The sequence below is a fragment of the Pseudomonas sp. NPDC089743 genome (assembly GCF_044748785.1).
In the GTDB taxonomy this organism is placed as follows: domain Bacteria; phylum Pseudomonadota; class Gammaproteobacteria; order Pseudomonadales; family Pseudomonadaceae; genus Aquipseudomonas; species Aquipseudomonas putida_X.
In genome coordinates, this window is the sequence record NZ_JBIVGS010000002.1 from 473,902 (window position 1) to 488,743 (window position 14,842).

A 14,842-nucleotide genomic window follows, 5' to 3' on the forward strand; every position below is an offset into this window, starting at 1 on the left:
TTACACCCCCAAGTACTTGTGCAGGGACGCTGCGTGCTGATCGAGTTCGTGGCGCTGCAGCGAATCGACGACCGTGCCGTGTTCCATGACGTAGAAACGGTCGGCCAGCTGCGCCGCGAAGCGCAGGTTCTGCTCGACCAACAGAAGGGTGTAGCCCAGGCCCTTGAGGTGAAGCAGCAGCTCGCCAATACGCTGTACGATCACCGGTGCCAGACCTTCGGTGGGCTCGTCGAGCAGCAGCACCCGAGCGCCTGTGCGCAAGACACGGGCAATGGCCAGCATCTGCTGTTCGCCGCCAGAGAGCTGGGTACCGGCGCTGTATCGGCGCTCCAGCAGGTTGGGGAACATCGCGTAGAGCGCCTCGAGCGACAACCCTTGATCATTGATGCTCGGTGGCAGGCGCAAGTTTTCCTCCACCGTCAGGCCAGCGAAGATACCGCGCTCCTCCGGTACGTAACCCAACCCGGTGCGGGCTATGCGGTGCGCGGGTAGGCGCATCAGGTCGGTGCCGCCCAGGTCGATGCTGCCCTGACGACGGCGGACCAACCCCACCAGGCTGCGCAGGGTGGTGCTTTTACCGGCACCGTTGCGCCCGAGCAGGGTCACGGTTTCGCCCTGGCGCACGTTCAGCGAGACGCCAAACAGCGCCTGACTGTCGCCGTACCAGGCGTGCAGGTCTTCGATATTCAGCAATGCAGTGGCAGCGTTCATCAGGCGACCTCCTCGGTACCGATGTAGGCTTCGCGCACCCGCGCGTCATTCGACACGCTCTGGTAGTCGCCTTGGGCGATCAACTCACCGCGTTGCAGCACGCTGACCGTGTCGCACAGATCGCGCACCACCGAGAGATTGTGCTCGACCATCAGTACCGTGCGGCCAGCGGCAACGCGCCGGATCAGCTCGACCACCGGCTCGATGTCCTCGTGCCCCATGCCGGCCATGGGTTCGTCGAGCAGTAGCAGGCGGGGCTCCAGGGCCAATGTGGTGGCGATCTCCAGCATGCGTTTGCGCCCATAGCTGAGGTTGCTGGCCTGAGCCTCGGCCAGCTCGCCAAGGCCAACGGCCTCAAGAAAGGCCTGGGTGCGCGCGTCGAGCTGCCGCAGGCAGGCTGACGAGCGCCAGAACTGGTGAGCCAGGCCTGCCTGGCGCTGCAGCGCCAGGCGCACATTCTCATGCACGCTGAGCTGCCCGAACACGGCGGAAATCTGAAACGAGCGCACCAGGCCAGCCCGTGCCACAGCCTCCTGGCCATGGGTGCTGATGTCCTGGCCGGCGAAGTGGATCTGGCCTGCGCTCAGCGGCAGAGCGCCGCACAGCAGGTTGAACAGCGTGGTCTTGCCGGCGCCGTTCGGGCCGATCAGCGCATGCACGCTGCCCTCGTGGATATCCAGATCCACGCCATTGACCGCGACAAAGCCACGAAACCCTCGCACCAGCCCGCGTGCGCACAGGATGGGCGCCTTGGCTTGAGTATGCTCAATCATGTGCGGCCTCCTGCGGCCTGGCTGCTGCCAGGCGCTGGCTATCTTCGAGCAGGGGGCAGTCACTCTGTGCCAGAGGCCGGTCGACTTGGCTGCCGGACAGGGTGGCCAAGATGTTCGAGTAGTCGCCGTCACCGGCGGATTGATCGGGCGATTTCAGCCGGGTCAGGTACATCTCGTGCGACATCAGGCCGTCCGCACGTACGTGGCCGTCCTTGGCGAAGGCATCGTTGATCGGCATGCGCTTGAGCTGCGCCATGACCACGTCAGCCTGATCGGTGCCAACCGCTTCGATGGCTTTGAGGTAACTGCGCACCGAAGAATAGGTGGCGGCCTGCATTTCGGTCGGCACGCGGCCCTGATTGCGCGCAGCGAAGGCTTCGCCCCAGGCACGGGCCTGATCATCGCGGTACATTTCGTACCAAGACAGGGTCTGCAACCCCTCCATGATCTGCAGGCCGGTGGCCTTGATCACATCCTTGGTCAGCGCCGCGGCCAGCAATTGCACGCCCGGCGTCAGGCCGAATTCCTGGGCTTGACGCGCCGCCGTCGCCAGGTCGACGCCGGCATTGGCCAGCATGATCGCCTTGGCGCCCGAGGCACGGGCCTGCAAAAGATACGAACTGAAGTCGGTGGTGTTCAGCGGATGGCGCACATGGCCGACGACCTTGCCGCCGGCCTGCTGCACGGCCTGTTCGAACACCGAGGAAATGGACTCGCCAAGGGCATAGTCGACCGCGATGATGAAAAAGCTGTCCATGCCCTGCTCGACCATCTGCCGGTTGACCACATTGTGCGCCGCGGCCCAGGCGTTGTACTGCCACTGTGCGGTGCGCGGCGTGCAAGCCGCCCCCGTGATAGAGGCCGAAGCGGAGTTATGCAGAATGAGCTTTTCACGCGTCTGCACCAGGCCACTGATGGCCAGACTGACTGCAGAATTGGCGATATCGGCGATCATGTCCACACCATCGGCGTCCAACCACTTGCGGGCGATGGCGGCGCCGACGTCGGTCTTGTTCTGGTGGTCGGCCGTGACGATTTCCACCGGCACGCCGAGCACGCGATTACCGAACTCCTCGGCGGCCATGCGCGCGGCAATGGCAGAGCCCTCACCGCTGACATCGGCGTAGGGGCCGCTGCGGTCGTTGAGAATACCGATGCGAATAACATCGTCGGAGAAGCGCGGCGCCTCGGCCTGGGCCTGTAAACTGGCCAGCGCAAGCATGCCGGCATACAACAGCGGGGGGCATCTTTTCATATTGAGACCTGCGGTTATTGTTTTTATAATTGAGCCGTTTCAATAAATCGCAACTGCAGGCTTCACGCTAAACCGGATCCGACCACAAAGATAATTATATATTCATTTCATCCTTCAAGGTTGCGCCTATCATGACCAACGATCAACTCAAGGCATTCATTGCGGTGGCCGAAAAAGGAAGTTTTCGCGCCGCGGCGCAACATATTTACAAAACCCAACCCTCTGTGAGCGCGGCCGTGGCCGCACTGGAAGAACAGTTCGCCCTACGGTTGTTCAACCGCGAACACTACCGGCCTGAACTCACGGTCGAAGGCCAGGTGTTCTATGACCAGGCCAAGCGGCTTATCGCCCAGGTTGACGAACTGGAGTCCCTGGGGCACCGCCTGGCACTGGACACGCAGCCTTCGCTTTCGATCTCGATGACGGCCATGTGCGCTTTTCCGCCCGGGCTCGAGCATATTCGCAACTTCTGCGAGCGCCATCGGCACCTGCAACTCAACCTCACCACCCGCCACCTCGCCGAAGTGCTGATGCAGCTTGACGAAGGCAAGGCGGACCTGGCCATAGGCCCACAGCAGCAAGACCTGCAGGATCGTTATGAACATGTCGAACTGACACGTGTCAGCATGCTCACCGTGGCAGCACCTGGCTTCGTCGAGCACGAACCAGGCAGTGAAATACCTCAATTGAAGCTGCGTGACCGGCCTCAGGTCCTACCGGTGGACCGCAAGGCCTACGTCAACGTCATTGCCGGCGGTACACGCTGGTACGCCAACGACTACATGATGATGAAAGCGTTGCTGGTGGCAGGCATGGGTTGGGCACGCATGCCCAGGCATATGGTCGAAGCTGAACTCGCCGACGGCAAATTAGTGCCATTGCGTATTGAACGGTTCAACTTCAGCAATCAAATCCCCATTTACCTGGTGCGCAACAAACAGCGCCCGCTACCACAACTTGCGCAGGCACTATGGGACGAAATGCTACAACTTCCAGCTGAAAGCTGAAGCGCTTTAACCCTGACTTTTAGTTACCACGTCACGCACAGGTTCATTCAAGTTGAAACTGTGCGTGGCGTATCAGGCCACTGGCAGCTCCCGCTTACTTGACCAAGGCGTCCACGGTATACACGCCCTCCCCCACAGCACGCACCAATACCGGGTTCATTTCAAACTCGGCGATAGGCTCACTGGCCAGGAAGAGATCACCGAAACGCACCGCCGCACTGGCCAGCGCATCGACATCTGCCGGCGGATTGCCACGAAAGCCTTGCAGCAGGGTCCACAGTTTGAGCCGGCGCAATGCCAGCTTGACCTGCTCGGCCGAGACCGGCAGCGCCAGATGCACCACATCCTGGTACAGCTCCACCGCCACTCCACCGCTTCCGATGGCCAGCACCGGACCAAAGTCTGTGTTACGCAGGCAGGACATCACCACTTCCACACCGCCGGAAAGCATTTCCTGTACCAAAATGCCGGCCTCTGGCTTAGCCAGTTGGCGTCGGTAAGCGCGAGCCAGGGCGTCCACCTCTTCCATGCTCGAGACCCGCAGCTTGACCAGGCCGAGTTCGGTCTTGTGTTCCGACTCGCTCGGCAACACTTTGACCACCAGTGGCAGGCGCAGGTCTGCGCAGGCGCGGGCGGCCTGGTCATCCGGCCCAAGAATGACCCATTTGGCTGGGGTGATGCCGCTGTCGCTGCACAGTTGCATGGTCTGTTGCCAGTCCGCCGGAAACGCATGCGCAGTGGCCGCGCAACGCTGCGGCAGTTTTGGCAAGCGCTGCATGCGTTCGCGCTGGTACAGCCAGGCCAGTGAGCGGGTCGCCAGCGACGGGTCGGCGCACAACAGCGCACCGGCCTTCAGGTACTGCTGGCGGGTCTCGGTATCGGGTACGTCGCCGATGAAACTGAGGAATACCGGCACCTGGCTGGCCGTCTGCCTGAAAGCATCGGCATTCGGGTCCAGGTGGCGCCGGCCGCTGGCCGAGAACTGCACGATCACCGCTTCGGTGCGAGGGTCGGCAGCCACGGCCGCGCAGCTGTCGCGGAACAGGTTCGGCAGGCTATTGATCTGGCCGGTCAGGTCGATCGGGTTTTCCTTGCGGGCGAACGCCGGCAGCACCGTATACAGGCGGTCGATGGTTGCCCCGGTGAAGGTGGCCATCGGCACGCCGTAATCATGGCTGTGGTCGGCCAACAGTGCGCCGGCACCGCCAGAGGCACTCATGATCGCCACCCCGCCCTGGGCGTCGCCACTGACCCGTGGGTTGGGCAAGTAGGCCAGCACTTCCACGGCCGACAACGCATCTACCAGGCTGTCCACCTCGATGATCCCGGCCTGGGCGAAGACATCGGCATACACCACATGGGACGAGGCGATCTTGCCAGTGTGCGAGGCAGTGGCGGCCTGGCCGCTGGCGGAGCGGCCGGCCTTCAGCGCGACGATCTGCACCCCCCGCGCGCGCGCACGCTCAGCCACCGGCAGCAGGCGCTGCGCCTGGTCCAGGCCCTCCAGGTAAAGCACCACCACGCGCACGTCGTCCTGCTCGACGATGGCCTCCAGGGCATTGATGACATCGAGCGCGGTTTCGTTGCCGACACTGACGATATACGAGCAACCAATACCGTTGATGTCCAGCGACCGGCCGATGGCCCCTGCCAACGCCCCACTCTGGCTGATCACTGCGATAGGCGCATGGCGCACGGCATCCATGCGCAACGCCGCCGGGCTGAACGTCAGCAGGGTCTTTGCACGCACCGACCACACGCCGTTGCAGTTGGGGCCGATCACCGCCACCTGATGACGTTGCGCGGCATCGGCCAACTGACGCGCCAGTTCGTCCCCTCCTTCCACTTCCTCGAAACCGGAACTGAATACGATGGCGTTGCCGATACCCTTGGCGCCGCATTCCTCGATCACCCCGGGCACGGTCGCGGCCGGGGTGATGATCAGCGCCACGTCCGGCGTTTCCGGCAGATCGGCCAGCGACGCATAGGCGGGCAGGCCCTCTACCTCGCCATGGCTGGGGCTGACCGGGTAAACCCGGCCAGTGAAACCATGCTTGAGCAGCACCTTGACCAGGGTATTGCGTGGATTGCCGGGCTTGGGCGAAGCGCCAACGATGGCCACGCTCTGCGGGCGCAGGAAAGCGTCGAATGTGTTCTTGTCTGTCATGTCCTTCATCCACTCGGTGAGGGCTGAATCAACGCCCTTTGAACTGTGGCGTACGTTTTTCCCGGAAGGCGTTGACCGCTTCCTGGTGGTCTTCGCTGGTGCGTACGATGGGCAGGTTGGCAGCAACCATCTCCTGCGCGGTGGCCAGGTCCTTGTCCAGGCCAAAGCGCATCACCCGCTTGATCAACTGAACCGCCAGCGGCGCGTTATCAGCGACCTTGCGGGCGAACAGATAGGTCTGCTCCATCAATTGGTCATCGGCAAACACCCGGTTGACCAGGCCGATGCGCTCGGCCTCGCGGGCATCCACCCAGTCACAACCCCAGAACATCTCCAGCGCTTTGGCCACACCCACGATACGGGGTAGCAGGTAGGCGCCACCCACCCCCGGAATCAGGCCCATGCGCGCGTAGGTCTCGGCAAAGCCGGCACTTTGCGCGGCAAAGCGGATATCGCAGGCCAGCGCGATATCCAGCCCGCCGGCCGTGGCAAAGCCGTTGAGCGCGGCGATCACCGGCTTGTCCAACTCGGCGATCTTGCGCGGCAGGCGCTGCACGCCGTCACTGACCCGCGCCTTGATCTGCGCCGGGCTCTGCCTGGCACTGGCCTCGAAGCCGCCGACGTCGCCGCCGGTGGTGAAAGCGCGACCGGTCCCGGTAATCACCACCACGCGCACCTCGGGGTCGGTGCGGCACTGCTCCAGTGCCGCCAACCAGTCTTCGAGCATCTCATCGGTAAAGGCGTTGAGCTTTTCCGGGCGATCGAGCGTGATGGTGGCAATGCCGTCCTCGATGTGGAATTTCAGCAACTGCGACATGCACGCCTCCTCACTTGAGCTCATTGGCGACATCGTGCTTGCGGATGTCGCGCAGGCCGGTGCGGCCATGGTGACGGTCAGCCAGCTTGTACCCCAGCGCGTCCTCGGCAATCATGATCTTCTGCACGTTGGCCGAACCTTCGCCCGTGAAGAACATGTCCGAATAGGCGCGGTAATAAGACACCGGGTACTCCATCGCCAGGCCGTAACCGCCAAAGATCTGCATCGCCTTGTCGGCGCACAGCTTGGCGGTCTGCGACGCGTGGTACTTGGCGATCGCGGCGATACGGTTAGAGGGCAGGCTGTCGTCCATCATCATCGCCGCCTTGTACACCAGCGCCCGGCTGGCTTCGATGGCGCAGGCCATCTCGGCGATTTCCGACTGGATCATCTGGAAGCGCCCAATCGGTTGGCCACGCAGTTCACGCTCGTTGGCGTAGCGCACGGCCTCTTCAAAGCAGCGACGGGCCACGCCGAGGGCCTTGGCGGCTACGCCAACACGTCCGGGCTGCAACGTGCGCATGATGATCTTGAAGCCGTCGCCCTCTTCGCCCAGCCGGTCCTCGACCGGTACGACGAAGTCGTCGAGGTAGACGATGTTGGTGCGGAACGACTTGGACAGCCCAAGGCAATCGATCGGCTGCGCCGTCCAGCCGGGGAATTTTTTCGGCTGCACGATGAAGGCGGTAACGCCCTTGGCCCCCGCCTCGCGGTCGGTCTTGGCCAGCAGCACGCCGACGTCGCATTCGTTGGCGATCGACGCCCACATCTTCTGCCCGCTGATACGGTATACGTCGCCATCGCGGCGGGCGAACGTCTTCATGTTACCGGCGGCATCGGAGCCGCCACCGGACTCTGTCAGCGACATCATGCCGATGGTCTTGCCGGCAATCAGGTTGGGCACGTACTTCATGATCTGTTCGCTGCTGCCGCCAAAGTAGATCGCACTCGGGCAGGTCGAACCTTGCTGGTTGTTGCACGAAGAGAAGCGCACGTCGTTGCGCACCATCTCCTCCTGAATGACCGCAGCCGCCAGATAACCCATGTCACTGCCGCCGACCGATTCGGGGAACACCGCCCCGTACAAGCCCGCCTCGCCGGCTTTGCCGACCAGCGCCCGGGGAAATTCGCCACGCGCTTCGTAGCCGTCCATCACCGGAGCGACCTCCGTGCGCATGAAGCGGTTGACCATGTCGCGAACTGCCTGGATTTCTTCCGACATCGACTGATCCATGCTTTGTGCCTCCTCGGCGTTGATCTTGTTATTTAAAGCGTTGCCAGTTGCAACATGACCGGTTCAGAGCATGGCACTGTAGCGGCCAACCTCACTGAACTGTCCGCGCCACACACACCTTGCACAGCGTCATCGTTGAGCGCTTGCGCCCGGGCGTGCGGCATCACGTTCGAACGCCTGGGTCACCCTATGTGGCTTCGACGTTGCCGAGTCTAACGAAGCAAGTTACAGGCCATTTTTATTTTTCCCTTATATTTCATCAGGATAAACGGCAAACACGCATTCACGACCGCGCGATCTGTTGCTCATGCAAGGGGCTGCGTGTATTTATCGAAAACACTATAAGAAATCCCGGCCGTATCGCTGCCTGCGGCGGCCCCAGGAGATATTCGATGCCTCGAGATTCCCGAACCTATGGCCTGCTCGTGCTCGACGAAGCCGGCCGGCCACAGCTGCGCTGCGGTGTTGCACTGGATGACGCACTGCTCGCCCAGATCCTGCCCCAGGTACGCGATGGCAAGCGCCAGCTCACCGGCATATCGCAGGGCGGCAGCGATTATGTCGTGGCCGCCCTGCCGCTGGCTGGACAGGGTAGCGCCGTGCTGATCCAGGTTTGCGACGGCGCCGACGAACTGGTCGATTTCCTTGGCACGGTGGATTTTGCGCCAGACATCCTCAACCAACTGCTGACCAGCCCGTTCGATGGCATGACGGTGGTGGACCGTGACGGCTGCATCGTTTACATCAGCCCCGTGCATGAGAAATACTTCGGCCTCGATCGCGGCGCCGCGACCGGGCGGCACGTCACCGAGATCATCAAGAACAGCCGGCTGCATGTCGTCGCGCGCAGCGGCCAGCCGGAAATCGGCCAGATGCACAAGATGCACGGCCAGAACCAAAACGTCAGCGACCGGATCGTCAGCCGCTTGCCCGTTCAACGTAACGGCGAGGTGGTCGGTGCCATCGGCCGGATCATGTTCAAGGGACCAGACCAGCTATTGGCGATGAGCCGTGAGATCTCGGCGTTGAAGTCCGAGGTCGAATACTACAAGCGCGAGGCCAAGCTGCTGCGCAAGCCCAGCTACGAAATCGACGACATCATCGGTGACAGCAAAGCACTCAAGCAGCTCAAGGCCGACATGCGTCGCGTGGCCAGGCTCGATGTACCGGTGCTCATCCTCGGTGAAAGCGGTACCGGTAAAGAGCTGGTAGCCCAGGCCCTGCACCAGTTGAGTCAGCGCCGCGAAAAACCCATGGTCATGGTCAATGCCGGTGCCTTACCGGAGAACTTGGTAGAGAGCGAGCTGTTCGGCCATGAGGCCGGCGCCTTCACCGGGGCCAAGAAGAACGGTCGCCAGGGCAAGTTCGAAGCCGCGCACAATGGTTCGCTGTTTCTCGACGAGATCGGCGAGATGCCATTGGAAATGCAGGTAAAGCTGCTGCGCGTGCTGCAGGACGGCTCTTTCGAGCGGGTCGGTGGGGACGAACGCAAATTTTCCAACTTCCGCCTGATCGCCGCCACCAACCGCGAGCTGGGGCGGATGATCGAAGAGGAAACCTTCCGCCTTGACCTCTACTACCGCATCAGCGGGGTGACCCTGCATGTGCCACCGCTGCGCGAGCGCCTTGAGGACATTCCGGCACTGGTCGATCACTTCATCCGCTCGTTCGCCACGCGGCAGAACCTGTCACGGGTCAAGGTGCACCCTGAGGTTTACGACTACCTGCAACGCCAGCAGTGGCCGGGCAACATCCGCCAGCTGCAGCATGAGGTCGAGCATGCGCTGATCTTTTGCGACGGCAACGAGCTCGCCGTGGACAACTTCCCTCACGTCGACATCTTCGCTGAGCAGAAAAGCAAGCCGCGCAGCCAGGCCGCAGTCAGCGAGGCCGGTGAAGAGCTCAAAACGACCCTGGACCGCGTCGAATTGCTCACCATCAGCGAAGCCATGACCCGCCACCGGGAAAACAAGAAGCGCGTCGCCGAGGAACTGGGCATCTCTCGCTCCTACCTGTACAAGCGTTTGCGCGACCTCGAAGACTCCTGAGTGGCGCTGTCCGGTCACGCCCGGGCGTGACCGGAACTGTTCGCCACGCGGCCACCGTGTCGATCCAGACGACACCCATCTGTGTCCTTCCACCCTTCCCTGACCTTCGCCAGCCCCTCTGCGACGAGACTTTGCGGCCAATTCACGGGAGCTGGCGCGGGCCTTGCTATTTCCCAGTCGAGATGCGCCTTGGGTGGTTCGCCCAGCGCCTGGATACCCCGACTGGAGAGCGCCACATGGCTATCCCGCTGCCTACGCCCATCGCCAACGCCGACAGCCAGCCCTACTGGGATGCTGCCCGCGATGGCCGCTTAATGATCCAGCACTGCACCGACTGCGGCAGTGTGCACTTCATGGCCCGCCAACTCTGCCCCAGTTGCTGGTCGCAGCACCTGGAATGGGTGCCCAGCCAAGGTACTGGCAAGGTCCACAGTTTCACCATCATCCGCCGCGCCTCGCTGCCAGCCTTCACCGCACAGGTGCCTTACGTGGTGGCCCTTATCGAGCTGGACGAGGGCCCGAGCATGGTCAGCAACATCGTCGGCGCCGACGCCCTCGACGTGCAGATCGATGACCGCGTGCAGGTCACCTTCGAAGCACGCGGCGACGACGCGCGCATTCCCCAGTTCAGCCGCACCTGAAGCGAGGCCGCTCCATGCTCAAGAACAGGATTGCCATCGCCGGTGTCGGCGAGTCCGATATCGGCAAGCTGCCCCACATGACAGGGCTGGGCCTCAACGCCCAGGCCGCGAAACGTGCACTGGACGATGCTGGGCTGACGCCGGCCGATGTCGATGGTGTGCTCACCGCATACTCCTTGACCGAACCGTATTTCATGCTCGGGTCGGTGCTCTGCGAATACCTCGGCATCCAGCCGCGGCTTAACGCCTCGATGGTGGTCGGCGGCGCCAGCCCAGCAGTGATGTTGCATCACGCTGCCCAAGCGATCGCAACGGGGCAGGCCAGCGTGGTGCTGGTCTGTGCTGGCGAGAATCGCGCTACCGGGCAGAGCCGCGACGCTGCGGTGGCCTCGCTCGCCGCCGTTGGCCACCCCTACTTCGAACAACCCTACGGCACCTCCATTCCCGGCTTCTACGCGATGATCGCGCAGCGCCACATGCACGAGTACGGCACCACGCGCGAGCAGATGGCCAGCGTCGCCGTACATACGCGCAGCAACGCCCTGCTGCACCCCAATGCGCAGATGAAAAGCCCACTGACCCTGGAGCAGGTGCTGCAAGCCAAGCCCATCGCCGACCCGCTGGGCATGTTCGATTGCTGCCTGATTTCCGATGCCGGCGGTGCGTTCGTGGTGACCAGCGCCGAACGCGCCCGCGACCTGAAAGCAAGACCTGTGTACCTGCAAGGCATTGGCGAGCACCATACCCATGAGCACCTGATGTGCGCGCCCAGCCTCACCCGCTTCGGCGCCAGCGAATCGGGCCGGCGCGCCTACCAGATGGCCGGCCTTGGCCCGCAGGACATCGACTTCGCCGAACTCTACGACTGTTTCACCATTGTGCCGATCATCGAGCTGGAAGAGCTCGGCCTGTGCGATCCCGGCCAAGGCGGTGCCTTCTTCGCCGCAGGCCACGCTGGAATCGAGGGCCGCCTGCCGGTCAACACCCATGGCGGCATGCTCTCCCACGCCCACGCGGGGGCCGCGGGCGGGCTGTTTGGCATCGTCGAAGCGGTGCGGCAGTTGCGCGGCGGCCTCGGCGCGCGCCAAGTGGCGGGTGCCGAGGTCGGCCTGGTGCACAACGAAGGCGGCATCCTGTCCTCGCACTGCACGCTGATTCTGTCCAACCAGCCCCTGTGAACTCATTGCACAACGACAACAACGAGAGGTATCGCATGCCCGACTCGCAACCGCGCGGTCACTACTTCGAGGACTTCGAGGTCGGCCAGGAGTTCGTCAGCCCGGCCCGCACCGTGACCCAGACCGACATCGTCAACTTCGCCTGCCTGTCTGGCGACTTCAACGAAGTGCACACCAATTTCGAGTACTGCAAGAACACCCCTTTCGGTGAGCCGATAGCCCACGGACCGCTGGTCTACTCGATCATGGGTGGCCTGCAGTACGCCAGCGGGATCAACGACGGCACGCTGCTGGCGCTGCTGCAGATCGACGCCTGGCGCATGCTCGCGCCGGTCAAGCATGGCGACACCATCCGCTTGCACCAGCGCGTGCTGGAAAAGAAAGAAACCAGTAAGCCCGACCGTGGCGTGGTCACCCTGGCACGCCGCTGCATCAAGCACGATGGCAGCGTCGTCCAGGAAATGACCGCCACCCTGCTCTATCGCCGCCGCCAACCATGACGGCCACAGCCCCTCACTTTCGGAGTATCACGATATGTTCGACAACACTACCCTCAAGGATCGTGTGGCCCTGATCACCGGCGGCGGCAGCGGCATCGGCCTGGAAATCGCCAGCCAGTACGCGCGTCTTGGCGCCAAGGTGATGCTCGTCGGGCGCCAGCAAGACCGCCTGCAGACCGCCGTGGCGGTGATTCGCGACCAGGGCGGCAGCGCTGAGTACCGACAGACCGACGTGCGCGACTATGATCAGGTCAAAGCTGCGGTAGACGCCACCGTGGCACGTTTCGGCGCGCTGGATATCCTGGTCAACAACGCCGCCGGCAACTTCGTCTGCCCCACCGCTGAACTGTCGCCCAACGGCTGGCGCACGGTGCTCGACATCGACCTGAACGGCACCTTCTATGGCTGCCACGCCGCCTACCCGCACCTCAAGGCCTCACAATACGGCGGCTCGATCATCAGCATCATCACCATGCTTGGCGTCACTGGTTGGCCCGGTGCGGCGCATGCCGCCGCCGCCAAGGGTGGCATCCTGTCGCTGTCGCGCACACTGGCAGTGGAATGGGGCGACGACCAGATCCGCGTCAATACCATCTCCCCAGGCCCCATCGGTGATACCGAAGGCGTACGGCGCATGTACATCGAGAAAGGCAACGGTGAGCGCGAGGCACGCAAGACTGCCCTCGGCCGATTCGGTGGCAAAGCCGATATCGGCCATGCCGCGGTCTACCTGGCCAGCGACCTGGCCGGCTATGTCACCGGAGAGAACCTGATCGTCGACGGCGGCCGCTGGTTGAAGTACGTGGCCGGCTGAACCATCGCACCGCCACTACGCCGGGGCAGTGCTCCGGCGTTTTTTCGTGCGTTTGCAAGGGTGGTCACGCAGAAAAAGCCCCGGCGACCTCTCGGCGCCAGGGCTTTGCACAGTGCCTCAGTCCAGCGGGCGCAGCACACCCGACTCGGCCGCGCCGGCAAAGTCTGCCGGGCGCTTGTCGATCGCGGCGGCCAGGCCCTCGCGAAACTCCGGGTTGGACATGGCCAGCACCTGACCGAAGCCCTCGAAGGCGAACATATCCTGCAGCGAGGTTTCGAAGCTGCGTGCCATCAGGGTCTTGGCCAGGCCCATGACTTCTGCCGGCCCCTGCGCCAAGCGCTCAGCTTCGGCCAGGCCGGCCGCTTCCACCGCTTCGTCATCCACCACCTGGGCGACGATGCCCAGCTCATAGGCTTGCTGTGCGCTCAAGCTGGCGCCGCTGAACAGCAGTTTCTTCGCTTGGGCCATGCCGATCAGGCGTGGCAGGTGGTACATGGTGCCAATGTCCGGGACTGTGCCGAGGCGGAAGAAGCCCGTGACGAACTTGCTGCCGCGCCCGGCGATCACCACGTCACCGGTCAGCGCCAGGCCCATGCCGCCGCCTACAGCGTGACCGCGTACGCCGACCACCACGGGTTTGTCCAAGGTGATCAGCGGTAGCAGCCAGCGGCTCAGATTGCGAAAGCGCCGGTGCACCGGCCACGGTTCGCATTCGGCCTTGAGCTGATTGAAGTCGCCACCGGAGCAGAACGTCGGCCCTTCACCTGTGAGGAACACGGCGCGTACACCGCGATCCTGTTCGGCCAATTCAATGGCCTCGCCCAGTTGCCGGCGCAAGGTAGCGGACAGCGAATTACGGGTGGCCGGGCTGTTCAGGCGAATCACCAGCACGCTGCCCATGCGCGATGTGGTTACCAGCGGGTCGGTCATGGTTTGCTCCCCATGTTGTTGTTATCCGTCGTCGCTGTCGCTGTCGCAAGTGTCGTGCCAGTATGCGCAAGGACAAGCAGAGGCACATCCATTGCTAGCCTCGCAGTACCACTGAACGCCACAGGAGTTCTCATGCCGTTTCTCAAATCCCTGCCCGAAGATGCCGGCCCGCCGCACCTGTTCAAACGCTACCCGCAGATATACCGGCCCTGGGCCGAGATGAGCGAGGCGCTGATGAACGGTGAATGCTCGTTGACCCCTGGCCAGCGTGAACTGCTGCTGGCCTATGCAGCAGGCGTCTGCGGCTGCACGTTCGTCTATCACGCGCATGCCGAGGTAGCCTATGCCCACGGCATCGAGCCGGGGTTGCTCGAGGCGCTGCTGGAAGACCCGCACAGTGCGCCGGTGGTGCCAGAGCTTGCCGTGCTGCTGGCCTATGTCGGCAAGCTCAGCCTGGCGCCCGACACCATCGTTCAGGCCGATGTCGATGCCGTGCTGGCCGCTGGCTGGGACGAGCAGGCCTTGCATGCGGCCATTGTCATCAGCGGCCGCGCCGCCTTGATGCAGCGCCTCGTTCAAGGCCTGGGTTTCACCCCACTGAGCCGCGAGGTGTATGCCGATCATGCGCGGCGACGGGTCGAGCGGGGCTACGTGCAGCTCTATCCGCAGTTTCGCGAACCGTCCTGAGCCCTTCGGGTGTCGTCGCCAGCGACAGTGATTGCCCGCACAAGACACAGTCTCGCCTCTGCGCTTGCGGGGCCGGTGTA

14 protein-coding genes are annotated in these 14,842 nt (G+C 63.3%); 7 read left to right on the forward strand and 7 right to left on the reverse strand.

Annotated elements, in window-relative coordinates; translation table 11 throughout:
- Genes ACIPZC_RS05640 through ACIPZC_RS05650 form a run of 3 tightly spaced genes read right to left on the reverse strand, consistent with a single transcriptional unit; the run spans position 1 to position 2,739 of the window.
- On the reverse strand, positions 1–711 hold the full coding sequence (locus tag ACIPZC_RS05640) for an ABC transporter ATP-binding protein (RefSeq protein ID WP_400625450.1): 711 nt from the start codon (positions 709–711) through the stop codon (positions 1–3).
- Entirely contained in the window at positions 711–1,484 is a 774-nt protein-coding gene (locus ACIPZC_RS05645) for an ABC transporter ATP-binding protein (protein WP_400625452.1), read from the reverse strand. Before ACIPZC_RS05645 ends, ACIPZC_RS05640 begins: the two co-directional genes overlap by 1 nt.
- Complete coding sequence (locus tag ACIPZC_RS05650) at positions 1,477–2,739, reverse strand: ABC transporter substrate-binding protein (protein WP_400625454.1); 1,263 nt, start codon at positions 2,737–2,739, stop codon at positions 1,477–1,479. Before ACIPZC_RS05650 ends, ACIPZC_RS05645 begins: the two co-directional genes overlap by 8 nt.
- A 131-nt stretch (positions 2,740–2,870) precedes the next feature.
- On the opposite strand from ACIPZC_RS05650, the gene ACIPZC_RS05655 reads away from it, so the two are divergent.
- Entirely contained in the window at positions 2,871–3,746 is an 876-nt protein-coding gene (locus ACIPZC_RS05655; protein WP_400625456.1) for a LysR family transcriptional regulator, read from the forward strand.
- Between the two features lie 94 nt (positions 3,747–3,840).
- Here the strand turns inward: ACIPZC_RS05655 and ACIPZC_RS05660 are convergent, their stop codons facing one another.
- The 3 genes from ACIPZC_RS05660 to ACIPZC_RS05670 are packed head-to-tail and all read right to left on the reverse strand — an operon-like array spanning position 3,841 to position 7,964.
- Entirely contained in the window at positions 3,841–5,913 is a 2,073-nt protein-coding gene (locus ACIPZC_RS05660) for an acetate--CoA ligase family protein (RefSeq protein ID WP_400625457.1), read from the reverse strand.
- Positions 5,914–5,941: 28 nt separating this feature from the next.
- Positions 5,942–6,730, reverse strand: coding sequence for an enoyl-CoA hydratase/isomerase family protein (locus ACIPZC_RS05665; RefSeq protein ID WP_400625459.1), 789 nt, complete (start codon positions 6,728–6,730; stop codon positions 5,942–5,944).
- Positions 6,731–6,740: 10 nt separating this feature from the next.
- The gene (locus ACIPZC_RS05670; RefSeq protein ID WP_400625461.1) at positions 6,741–7,964 is read right to left on the reverse strand and encodes an acyl-CoA dehydrogenase family protein; all 1,224 of its coding nucleotides are present in this window, start codon (positions 7,962–7,964) and stop codon (positions 6,741–6,743) included.
- Positions 7,965–8,356: 392 nt separating this feature from the next.
- Between ACIPZC_RS05670 and ACIPZC_RS05675 the strand changes: the two genes are divergently transcribed.
- The 5 genes from ACIPZC_RS05675 to ACIPZC_RS05695 all read left to right on the forward strand — a co-directional run bounded on the left by ACIPZC_RS05675 (position 8,357) and on the right by ACIPZC_RS05695 (position 13,145).
- The gene (locus ACIPZC_RS05675; RefSeq protein WP_400625463.1) at positions 8,357–10,012 is read left to right on the forward strand and encodes a sigma-54 interaction domain-containing protein; all 1,656 of its coding nucleotides are present in this window, start codon (positions 8,357–8,359) and stop codon (positions 10,010–10,012) included.
- Between the two features lie 236 nt (positions 10,013–10,248).
- Complete coding sequence (locus ACIPZC_RS05680; RefSeq protein ID WP_400625465.1) at positions 10,249–10,653, forward strand: Zn-ribbon domain-containing OB-fold protein; 405 nt, start codon at positions 10,249–10,251, stop codon at positions 10,651–10,653.
- Positions 10,654–10,667: 14 nt separating this feature from the next.
- Positions 10,668–11,831, forward strand: coding sequence for a thiolase C-terminal domain-containing protein (locus ACIPZC_RS05685; protein WP_400625466.1), 1,164 nt, complete (start codon positions 10,668–10,670; stop codon positions 11,829–11,831).
- Positions 11,832–11,866: 35 nt separating this feature from the next.
- Positions 11,867–12,331, forward strand: coding sequence for a MaoC/PaaZ C-terminal domain-containing protein (locus ACIPZC_RS05690; protein WP_400625467.1), 465 nt, complete (start codon positions 11,867–11,869; stop codon positions 12,329–12,331).
- A 34-nt stretch (positions 12,332–12,365) separates the two neighbouring features.
- Positions 12,366–13,145 carry an SDR family oxidoreductase gene (locus ACIPZC_RS05695; RefSeq protein WP_400625469.1) on the forward strand — a complete coding sequence of 260 codons (780 nt, stop codon included), beginning with the start codon at positions 12,366–12,368 and terminating at the stop codon, positions 13,143–13,145.
- Positions 13,146–13,262: 117 nt separating this feature from the next.
- Here the strand turns inward: ACIPZC_RS05695 and ACIPZC_RS05700 are convergent, their stop codons facing one another.
- Positions 13,263–14,075: an enoyl-CoA hydratase/isomerase family protein gene (locus tag ACIPZC_RS05700; protein WP_400625470.1), complete on the reverse strand. Its 813-nt coding sequence runs from the start codon at positions 14,073–14,075 to the stop codon at positions 13,263–13,265.
- A gap of 132 nt (positions 14,076–14,207) precedes the next feature.
- Between ACIPZC_RS05700 and ACIPZC_RS05705 the strand changes: the two genes are divergently transcribed.
- Positions 14,208–14,762 carry a carboxymuconolactone decarboxylase family protein gene (locus tag ACIPZC_RS05705; RefSeq protein WP_400625472.1) on the forward strand — a complete coding sequence of 185 codons (555 nt, stop codon included), beginning with the start codon at positions 14,208–14,210 and terminating at the stop codon, positions 14,760–14,762.
- The last annotated feature ends 80 nt before the right edge of the window (positions 14,763–14,842 follow it).

Excerpts from the sequence above, each read along its gene's own strand:
- ACIPZC_RS05660 (WP_400625457.1), bottom strand. The coding sequence starts at position 5,913 with ATGACAGACAAGAACACATTCGACGCTTTCCTGCGCCCGCAGAGCGTG.
- ACIPZC_RS05695 (WP_400625469.1), top strand. The coding sequence starts at position 12,366 with ATGTTCGACAACACTACCCTCAAGGATCGTGTGGCCCTGATCACCGGC.
- ACIPZC_RS05690 (WP_400625467.1), top strand. The coding sequence starts at position 11,867 with ATGCCCGACTCGCAACCGCGCGGTCACTACTTCGAGGACTTCGAGGTC.
- ACIPZC_RS05700 (WP_400625470.1), bottom strand. The coding sequence starts at position 14,075 with ATGACCGACCCGCTGGTAACCACATCGCGCATGGGCAGCGTGCTGGTG.
- ACIPZC_RS05685 (WP_400625466.1), top strand. The coding sequence starts at position 10,668 with ATGCTCAAGAACAGGATTGCCATCGCCGGTGTCGGCGAGTCCGATATC.
- ACIPZC_RS05645 (WP_400625452.1), bottom strand. The coding sequence starts at position 1,484 with ATGATTGAGCATACTCAAGCCAAGGCGCCCATCCTGTGCGCACGCGGG.
- ACIPZC_RS05665 (WP_400625459.1), bottom strand. The coding sequence starts at position 6,730 with ATGTCGCAGTTGCTGAAATTCCACATCGAGGACGGCATTGCCACCATC.
- ACIPZC_RS05705 (WP_400625472.1), top strand. The coding sequence starts at position 14,208 with ATGCCGTTTCTCAAATCCCTGCCCGAAGATGCCGGCCCGCCGCACCTG.
- ACIPZC_RS05655 (WP_400625456.1), top strand. The coding sequence starts at position 2,871 with ATGACCAACGATCAACTCAAGGCATTCATTGCGGTGGCCGAAAAAGGA.
- ACIPZC_RS05640 (WP_400625450.1), bottom strand. The coding sequence starts at position 711 with ATGAACGCTGCCACTGCATTGCTGAATATCGAAGACCTGCACGCCTGG.
- ACIPZC_RS05670 (WP_400625461.1), bottom strand. The coding sequence starts at position 7,964 with ATGGATCAGTCGATGTCGGAAGAAATCCAGGCAGTTCGCGACATGGTC.
- ACIPZC_RS05650 (WP_400625454.1), bottom strand. The coding sequence starts at position 2,739 with ATGAAAAGATGCCCCCCGCTGTTGTATGCCGGCATGCTTGCGCTGGCC.
- ACIPZC_RS05675 (WP_400625463.1), top strand. The coding sequence starts at position 8,357 with ATGCCTCGAGATTCCCGAACCTATGGCCTGCTCGTGCTCGACGAAGCC.
- ACIPZC_RS05680 (WP_400625465.1), top strand. The coding sequence starts at position 10,249 with ATGGCTATCCCGCTGCCTACGCCCATCGCCAACGCCGACAGCCAGCCC.